Origin of the sequence: Pseudomonas sp. C2B4 (assembly GCF_013359695.1) — a bacterium.
Taxonomy (GTDB): Bacteria; Pseudomonadota; Gammaproteobacteria; order Pseudomonadales; family Pseudomonadaceae; genus Aquipseudomonas.
In genome coordinates this window covers 1-8000 of sequence record NZ_JABFMU010000106.1, presented here as the reverse complement: position 1 = coordinate 8000, position 8000 = coordinate 1, and the positions used below count along the sequence as shown (strand labels likewise).

The 8000-nt window shown below is 62.6% G+C and carries 5 protein-coding genes; all 5 read left to right on the top strand.

The features are described 5' to 3' along the window. A partial coding sequence (locus HNQ83_RS30450; RefSeq protein WP_175392545.1) for a LuxR C-terminal-related transcriptional regulator occupies nt 1-2061 on the top strand: 2061 nt, incomplete at its 5' end. Between the two features lie 203 nt (nt 2062-2264). Beyond that, nucleotides 2265-3707 (top strand): coniferyl aldehyde dehydrogenase, encoded by a 1443-nt coding sequence (locus HNQ83_RS30445; protein WP_372241944.1) that lies wholly within the window; start codon nt 2265-2267, stop codon nt 3705-3707. A 27-nt stretch (nt 3708-3734) separates the two neighbouring features. Then, nucleotides 3735-4820: a Zn-dependent alcohol dehydrogenase gene (locus HNQ83_RS30440; RefSeq protein ID WP_175392543.1), complete on the top strand. Its 1086-nt coding sequence runs from the start codon at nt 3735-3737 to the stop codon at nt 4818-4820. A 156-nt stretch (nt 4821-4976) separates the two neighbouring features. Beyond that, a complete protein-coding gene (locus HNQ83_RS30435; protein WP_175392542.1) occupies nt 4977-6170 on the top strand; it encodes an acyl-CoA dehydrogenase family protein in 1194 nt (397 codons plus the stop codon). Nucleotides 6171-6180: 10 nt separating this feature from the next. Continuing rightward, nucleotides 6181-7323, top strand: coding sequence for an acyl-CoA dehydrogenase family protein (locus HNQ83_RS30430; protein ID WP_175392541.1), 1143 nt, complete (start codon nt 6181-6183; stop codon nt 7321-7323). Nucleotides 7324-8000: the final 677 nt, after the last annotated feature.

The following is an 8000-nucleotide window of genomic DNA, read 5'->3' as shown; positions in this document are numbered from 1 at the left end:
GTGTGGGTGGGGTTGGGTGGACTGCCGCAAACCCTGGACAGCTTGACCTTGTTGCTGGCGGGCGAGCTTGGGCTGACCCCCGATACCTTGCTGACGAAGCTCGATTCAAGTGATGAGGTGACGGGGCTGGCGCTTTCGCGAGCAGGCTCGCTCCCACCGTTGACCGCGTTCCCTTGTGGGAGCGAGCCTGCTCGCGAAGAGGCCAGCCCTGCCAATGAAGATCCAAAACTTCGCCTTGTTTTTGATGACCTGCCTGCACAAATGCCCGCCGACCTGAACCACTGGTTCGATCAACTCCTGTCCCTGCAAAACCCCCACCTGCAACTGCTGGTCACCTGCCGCCAGCGCCCCGACTGGAACCTGCCGCGCCTGATGCTCGACGGCCAATTGTCCGAACTGTCCGCCAGGCAACTGGCCCTGCGCCCGGACGAATTCGAATCACTGATCGACGGGCTGTCACCGGATATCGACGCCACTTCACGGGAGCGGCTCTGGCATGAAACCGGCGGCTGGTGCGCCGGCGTTCGCCTGTCGTTGCCGCTTTCCGGGGGATCGCCCCTGCTCGGCCCGTTCATCCAGCGAGAAGTGCTGTCGCGCCTGAGCGATGAACAGTGCGAAATCCTGTTCGGCCTGGCGCATTTGCCCAAGGCCAACGCCGATTTTTGCCAGCAACTGTGGGAAGGCCAGCAGGCCGGTCGAGTGTTCGACAGCTTGTTGGCAGGCCAGGCTTTTCTGTTTCCGGTCGACCGGCAACCCGGCTGGTTCCGCCTGTTGCCTGCCGTGGCTCACGCCCTGCAAGGGCGATTGAGCGGTGCACCGTTGAACCGCTTGCGCCTGCGGGCCTGTCAGTTGCTCAGCGTTGGCGGGCATGTCGACGATGCGGTCGAGCAAGCCTTGTGCGCCGATCAGCCGGAAGTCGCCGCGACCTACATGGAGCGCTTGTGGCTCAGCTGGATACTCAGTGAGCGACATCTGAGCAAACTCATGGACTGGCGCGAGCGCATCGAACCGCAACTGCTGCACAGCAGCCCGCGCCTGATCTACCTGTGTGCCAAGGCCCTGCTGTTCAGCGGTCGGCTGAAGGAGGCCGAAGAGTGCCTGCACCGGCTGGGGCATTTTCTGCCGCTGCCCGACCCGCAGCGCCATCAACGCCTGTTGGCGAACTGGCAGGCGTTGTACGGCACGTTGCACGCCTTGCGCGGCAGCACCGAACAGGCCCGCCTGCATTGCCACGCCGCGCTTCGCTACCTGACGGGTGCGGACTGGCTGTCGGTGTTGTTGTGTCACTGCACACTGGCGCGCATCGCCATGAAAACCGGGGAACTGACCGAGGCCCAGGTGTTGCTCGAGCATTCGCTGGAGCTGGCCCGGCGTCGGGGCAGTCGTGAAGCGGAAGTGCTGGTCAATGCGGACCGGGTGCGACTGATGGCGCTCCAGGGGCATGTCGCCCGGGCACAATCGCTGTTGCGCACCGAGCTGGCGCAATTGACGGGCAGCAGCGTGGCGCCGTACCCGTTGCTCGGTCGGCTGATGTTCCTGCACGGTGAATTGCTGGTGCAGCAGGGGCATTTGAGGGAAGCCGAGCAGGTGGTGCAGGCCGGGCTGTTGCAGGTTCGTGATGGCTGCGCACCGTTCGTGCTCGATGCCTACCTGCTGCTGTCCGAGCTGGCCTCCCGCAGGGATGACCCGGAACAAGCCCATCTGCTGCTGTATGAAGCCGAGCGGCGCATGCACTGGGACCAGATTGACCGCGCCTGCTACCAGGGACCGATTGCCCTGCAGAAAGCCCGGAATCTGGCCCGCGAACAGGTCGAAGACCCCGACAAGTCCGCCGCGCCCCGCGGGACTGGAGTACCGGATTATCAGGACGACCTGACACCCCGGGAAATGTCGGTCCTCAAGTTGCTGGCCGAAGGCATGTCGGTGCGCGAGGTCGGTCATCGCCTGTTCATCTCGGTCAATACCGTCAAGAGCCACGCCAAGAACATCAACCTCAAGCTCGGCGCCTGCCGCCGCACCCAGGCCATCAACAGCGCCAAAGCCATGGGCCTCCTGGCTTGAAAACCTCATCCAAATTTGTGGCGAGGGGATTTATCCCCGTTCGGCTGCGCAGCAGTCGTAAATTCGGGCAACCCGGTCTGTTTCACTTGACGCTGAGGGCTGCTTCGCAGCCCAACGGGGATAAATCCCCTCGCCACAAAATTCCTTGCTTGCCTGAAGAGCGTCTGAAGTGAGCGGCACTACCACCTGATCCGGGTGGCGGCGTGGCGCCGGCGTTGGTCAACCATGCAGCCAGACCTTACGCATCGCTGCCTGATCGCGGCCGCGTCCTGACAAAAACAAGAGAGGTAGTGATGAGCGCCATCGAGCATTCGACGAGCTGTGAAATCCGCACGATCCTGGAAAAACAGCGGGCGGCCTTTCTGGCCAGCGAGCCCTGGACCCTCGAGCAACGCTGTGAACGGCTCGACCGGGCCATCGGTCTGCTGGTCAGCCACGAGCAGGACATCATCGACGCCCTGACCGCCGACTTCGGTCATCGCAGCCTCGGGTTCTCCAAGGGCAGCGAAGTGCTGTCGCCGCTGGCCACGCTCAAGCAGACCAAGGCCGAACTGGCTGAATGGATGCGCCCCGAGCAGCGTCGGGCCCAGGCCGGTGAAGCCTGGGTGCAATACCAGCCGCTGGGCGTGGTGGGCATCGTCACGGCCTGGAACGTGCCTGGCTACATGGTGTTCAGCGGCTTGGCCGGAGCCTTGGCCGCCGGCAATCGGGTGATGATCAAACCCTCGGAATTCACCCCGCACACCTCGGCCTTGATCGCGCGGCTGATCCGCTCGGTGTACGCCGAAGAGGAAGTGGCGGTGGTGCTGGGCGGGGCGGACGTCGGTCAGGCGTTCTGCGGCCAGCCGTTCGACCATCTGCTGTTTACCGGCGCCACCAGCATTGGCAAGCACGTGCTGCGCGCAGCGGCGGACAACCTGGTGCCGGTGACGCTGGAACTGGGCGGCAAGTCGCCGACGATCATTTCTCGCACCGCAGACTTCAAGGACGCCGTGGCCAAGACCGTCATCGGCAAGCTGCTCAACGCCGGCCAACTGTGCGTGGCGCCGGACTATGTGTTCGTGCCGCAGGAATCGGTGGACGCGTTCATTGCAGTGGCCAAGGCAGTGGTCGCCCGGTTCTTGCCGACGCTCAAGGACAACCCCGAATACACCTCGATCATCAATACCCGTCATTTCGAACGCCTGCAGGGCTACCTGAGCCAGGCACGGGAGGCCGGTGTCGAGCTGATCGAACTCAATGCCGCGGGTGAGGATTTCAGCGACGGGGCGCGAAACAAGATCGTGCCGACCTTGTTGCGTAATCCCGGCGACGATCTGCAGGTGATGCAGGACGAGATTTTCGGCCCGCTGTTGCCGATCAAGCCTTACGAGACCATTGCCGAGGTGATCGCCCAGATCAACGCCCGACCACGCCCCCTGGCGCTCTATTACTTCGGCCACGACGCCAGCGAAGAAGCCCTGGTGTTGACTCGCACCTGCTCCGGTGGCGTGACCCTCAATGGTGTGTTGAGCCATGCCAGCACCGAAGGCCTGCCGTTTGGTGGCGTCGGCCAGAGCGGCATGGGTGCCTATCACGGCATCGACGGTTTTCGCACCTTCAGTCACGCCAAAGCCATCCTTCGCACAGCGCCCAACCCGGCCTGATCCCCCTTCATTCTTGAGAGTAATGCCATGAAAGCTGCCGTATTCCACCAGGTTGGTGCCCCGTTGGTCATTGAAGAGGTGGGCATCAGCAAACCGGGCCCGCGCGAGGTCCTGATCCGCACCAAGGCCGTGGGTGTCTGCCATTCGGACCTGCACGTCATCGACGGTTCGTTTCCCTATCCGGGCCCGATGGTGCTGGGCCACGAAGCCGCCGGTGTGGTCGAGCAGGTCGGTTCGGAAGTGCGTTCGGTCAAGCCCGGCGATCATGTGGTGACCTGCCTGACCGTGTTCTGCGGTCATTGCGATCACTGCGTGACCGGTCATCTTGCGCGCTGCGTGTCGCCGGAAACCAAGCGTGGCAAGGACGAGGAGTCGCGCCTGACCTACGTGCAAAAGCCGATGCCGCAGTTCGTCAACCTGTCCGGTTTCGCCGAGCAGATGCTGGTGCATGAAAACGCTTGTGTGGCGATCCGTCGCGACATGCCGCTGGACCGCGCCGCCCTGTTGGGTTGCGCCGTCACCACCGGTACCGGTGCGGTGTTCAATACCGCCAAGGTGCGTCCGGGCGAAACCGTGGCCGTCATCGGTTGCGGCGGCATTGGCCTGGCCGCCATCAACGGCGCCGCGCTGGCCGGGGCAGGGCGGATCATCGCCATCGACATGCTCGATTCCAAGCTGGACCTGGCCAAACAGTTTGGCGCCACCGACCTGATCAACGGCCGCGACGGCGACGCCGCCAAACAGGTCATGGAGCTCACCCGTGGCGGCGTGCACCACGCCTTCGAATGCATCGGCCTCAAGCAGACCGCCGAACAGGCCTTTGCCATGTTGGCCCGCGGCGGCACTGCCACCGTGATCGGCATGCTCAAGCCCGGCCTGAAAATCGAACTGGACCCGCTGCAGCTGCTGCACGAGCGGCGCATCCAGGGCTCGCTGATGGGCTCCAACCGCTTCCCGGTGGACATGCCGCGCCTGGTGGATTTCTACATGGCCGGCAAGCTCAAGCTCGATGAAATGATCTCCCAGCGCATTCGCCTGGATCAGATCAATGAGGCATTTGATGAGTTGCGTCGTGGCGAGCTGGCGCGCTCGGTCATCGTCTTCAACGACTGATTTTCCCTGAACACCCTGTGACCCTGTGGGAGCGAGCCTGCTCGCGAAGGGGGCGTGTCAGTCACCATTTTCCCTGAATGACACACCGCATTCGCGAGCAGGCTCGCTCCCACAGGGGGGCCTGCAGTATTCGAAAGACGGTTTTGGAGTTGATTGATGGACATAGATTTCACGCCGGACGAACGCGCCTTCCGCGAAGAGGTCCGGGCCTACCTGCGCGACCACCTGCCAGCCGAATTCGCCCAACGTATATCCCAGGGCAAGCGCCTGAGCAAAGAACATCAGGTGCAGTGGATGCGCACCCTCAACCGGCAGGGCTGGTTGGCGCCGGGCTGGCCGGTCGAGTTCGGCGGCACCGGTTGGAGCGATGTGCAAAAACACATTTTCGATGAAGAGTGTTTTGCCGCCGGCGCGCCGAAGGTGGTGTCCTTCGGCCTGAAAATGGTCGCCCCGGTGATCATCAAGTTCGGGACTGCCGACCAGAAGGCGCGTTTTCTGCCGCGCATCCTTACGTGCGAAGACTGGTGGTGCCAGGGCTACTCCGAACCGGGGGCGGGCTCCGATCTGTCTTCCTTGAAGACCCGTGCCGTGCGCGAGGCCGATCACTACGTGGTCAACGGCCAGAAAACCTGGACCACACTGGCGCATTTCGCCGACTGGATGTTCTGCCTGGTGCGCACCGACCCCGAGGCCCGACAGCAGCGGGGCATTTCCTTTCTGCTGATCGACATGAAAACGCCGGGCATCACCGTGCGCCCGATCATCACCCTCGACGGCGAGCATGAAGTCAACGAAGTGTTCTTCGACAACGTTCGCGTTCCGCTGGCGAACCTGGTCGGCCAGGAGAACGAAGGCTGGACCTGTGCCAAGTACCTGCTGACCCATGAGCGCACCAGCATCGGCGGGATTGCCCAGAACAAGGCGTTGCTCAGCCGTCTCAAGCGCATCGCCAGCCAGCAGGTTCGGGAGGGCCGGCCCCTGATCGAAGACCCGATGTTCCGCGCGCAGATCGCCGAGGTCGAGATGCAGTTGATGGCGGCCGAGATGAGCAATCTGCGCACCCTGGCGGCGGCCAGCGACGGCGGTGTACCCGGGGCGGAAAGTTCGTTCCTGAAGATCAAGGGCACCGAGATCCGCCAGGCCATTACGTACCTGATCAGTAAAGCCGTGGGGCCTTACGCCCTGCCGTTCATTGAAGATGAACTCGGCTACGGCAGCGAACCGTTGCTGTACACCGACTACAGCAGCGCGGCGACCTATCAGTACCTGGATGCACGCAAGGCCTCGATTTATGGCGGGGCCAATGAGATCCAGAAGAACATCATCGCCAAAATGATTCTCGAGCTGTAAGGGGCCGACCATGGATTTCAAACTGACTCAAGAGCAGCTGATGCTGCAAGACACCGTCGCAAGACTGGTACGTGACACTTACGGTTTCGAGCAGCGCGAAGCCTTCAGCCAATGTGAGCACGGGTTCAGCCAAGGCTTTATGCAGCAATTGGGTGACCTTGGCTTGTGCGCCGTGCCCTTCGCCGACACCTACGGTGGATTCGGCGGCAGTGGCGTGGAAACGATGTTGATCATGACGGAGCTGGGGCGAGGCTTGTGCCTGGAGCCCTACCTGCACTCGGTGATTTTCGCCGGTGGCCTGGTGGCGCAGTTGGGCAGCGAGGCACAGAAGCAGACGCTGCTGCCGCCACTGGGCAGCGCTGAGTTGCAAATGGCGGTGGCCGTGGATGAGCCGCAGAGTCACTACCAGCTTCATGACGTGCAAACTGTCGCGGAGCCCGTGACCGATGGCTGGAAACTCAATGGCCGCAAGTCCGTGGTGGTGGGCGGGCAGAGCGCCGGGCTGATTGTGGTATCGGCTCGAACCAGTCACGGGGGAAGGGATGAGCAGGGCATCAGCCTGTTTCTGGTCGATCCGCAGGAGGTTGGCGTGCGCCGTCGTGCCTTCCCGACCATGGATGGACGCATGGCCTGTGAGCTTTACCTGGAAGACGTATTCGTCAAGAGCGACGCGGTGCTGGGCGAAGTAGGCCAGGTCTTGCCAGCGCTGCGTTACCAGCAAGGTCGTTGCATCGCGGCACAGTGCGCTGAAGCGGTCGGCAGCATGGAAGCGGCATGCGCATTGACCCTCGATTATCTGAAAACGCGCCAGCAATTCGGCCAGCCGATCGGCAAGTTCCAGGTGTTGCAGCACCGCATGGTGGACATGCGCATCGAGCTGGATCAGGCGACGTCCATGACCCTGCTGGCGGCCTGTGTGGCGGATCAGGCGGACAGTGACGAGCGTAGCCGTGTGTTGGCGGCGGCCAAGTTTATCGTCAGTCGCGCCAGCCGGTTTGTGGCCGACCAGGGGATTCAGCTGCATGGCGGGATTGGGCTGACGTGGGAGTACATGCTGTCGCACCATGCCAAGCATTTGCTGATGGTGGCGCGGCAGTTTGGGGATGATGATCATCACTTGCGGGTTTTTGCGGGGTTGATGGAGGTGGCTTGATTACGTTTTCGATTGGGGGCATATCCGTTTCTTCGGTAACGGCTACTTATGGTTCCGCCCTTACGGCGGGTCACTTTGGAAGAGCGCCAAAGTAACCAAAACGCTTGGCCCCTGACGTACGGCCCTTCGCTGAGGCTCAGGGTTCCCTCGCTCCGGTCCTGCTCCGTGGGCCCGCCGCGATCGGCCATCCATGGCCGTGCGCGGCTAACCCGGCATCCATGCCGGGTTGCCCACTGCGCAGAACCTGCGCTCGGCCTTCCGACGGGGCAGATCAAGATCAAAAACAAAAGCGAGGCGGCCTGACAGCCGACCTGATTGCGGGCTTATCTGCGGTCCAACTGTGGGAGCGAGCCTGCTCGCGAAGGGGCCAGGCCAGTCAACCTTTATGCTGAATGACACACCGCATTCGCGAGCAGGCTCGCTCCCACAATTAGATCGGGGACATAGCTGTGAGGGATTGGTCGTCTGTAAGGCCACCATCGCTGCGATGCGGCGACCCGACAAGCCAGCTCCCACAGGGGGGGACGCCTGCCAAAGCCAGGTCGGCTGTCAGGCCGCCTCGCTTTGGCTTTTGAGGTGTACGCCCCTCGAGAGGCAGAGTGGAGGTTCTCTGTAGGAGCAAAGCTGAACTGGTCAAGTAATCCCGGACACCGTTTACGGTGCTTATGCCGCTTTTT

Excerpts from the sequence above, each read along its gene's own strand:
- HNQ83_RS30430 (WP_175392541.1), top strand. The coding sequence starts at position 6,181 with ATGGATTTCAAACTGACTCAAGAGCAGCTGATGCTGCAAGACACCGTC.
- HNQ83_RS30435 (WP_175392542.1), top strand. The coding sequence starts at position 4,977 with ATGGACATAGATTTCACGCCGGACGAACGCGCCTTCCGCGAAGAGGTC.
- HNQ83_RS30440 (WP_175392543.1), top strand. The coding sequence starts at position 3,735 with ATGAAAGCTGCCGTATTCCACCAGGTTGGTGCCCCGTTGGTCATTGAA.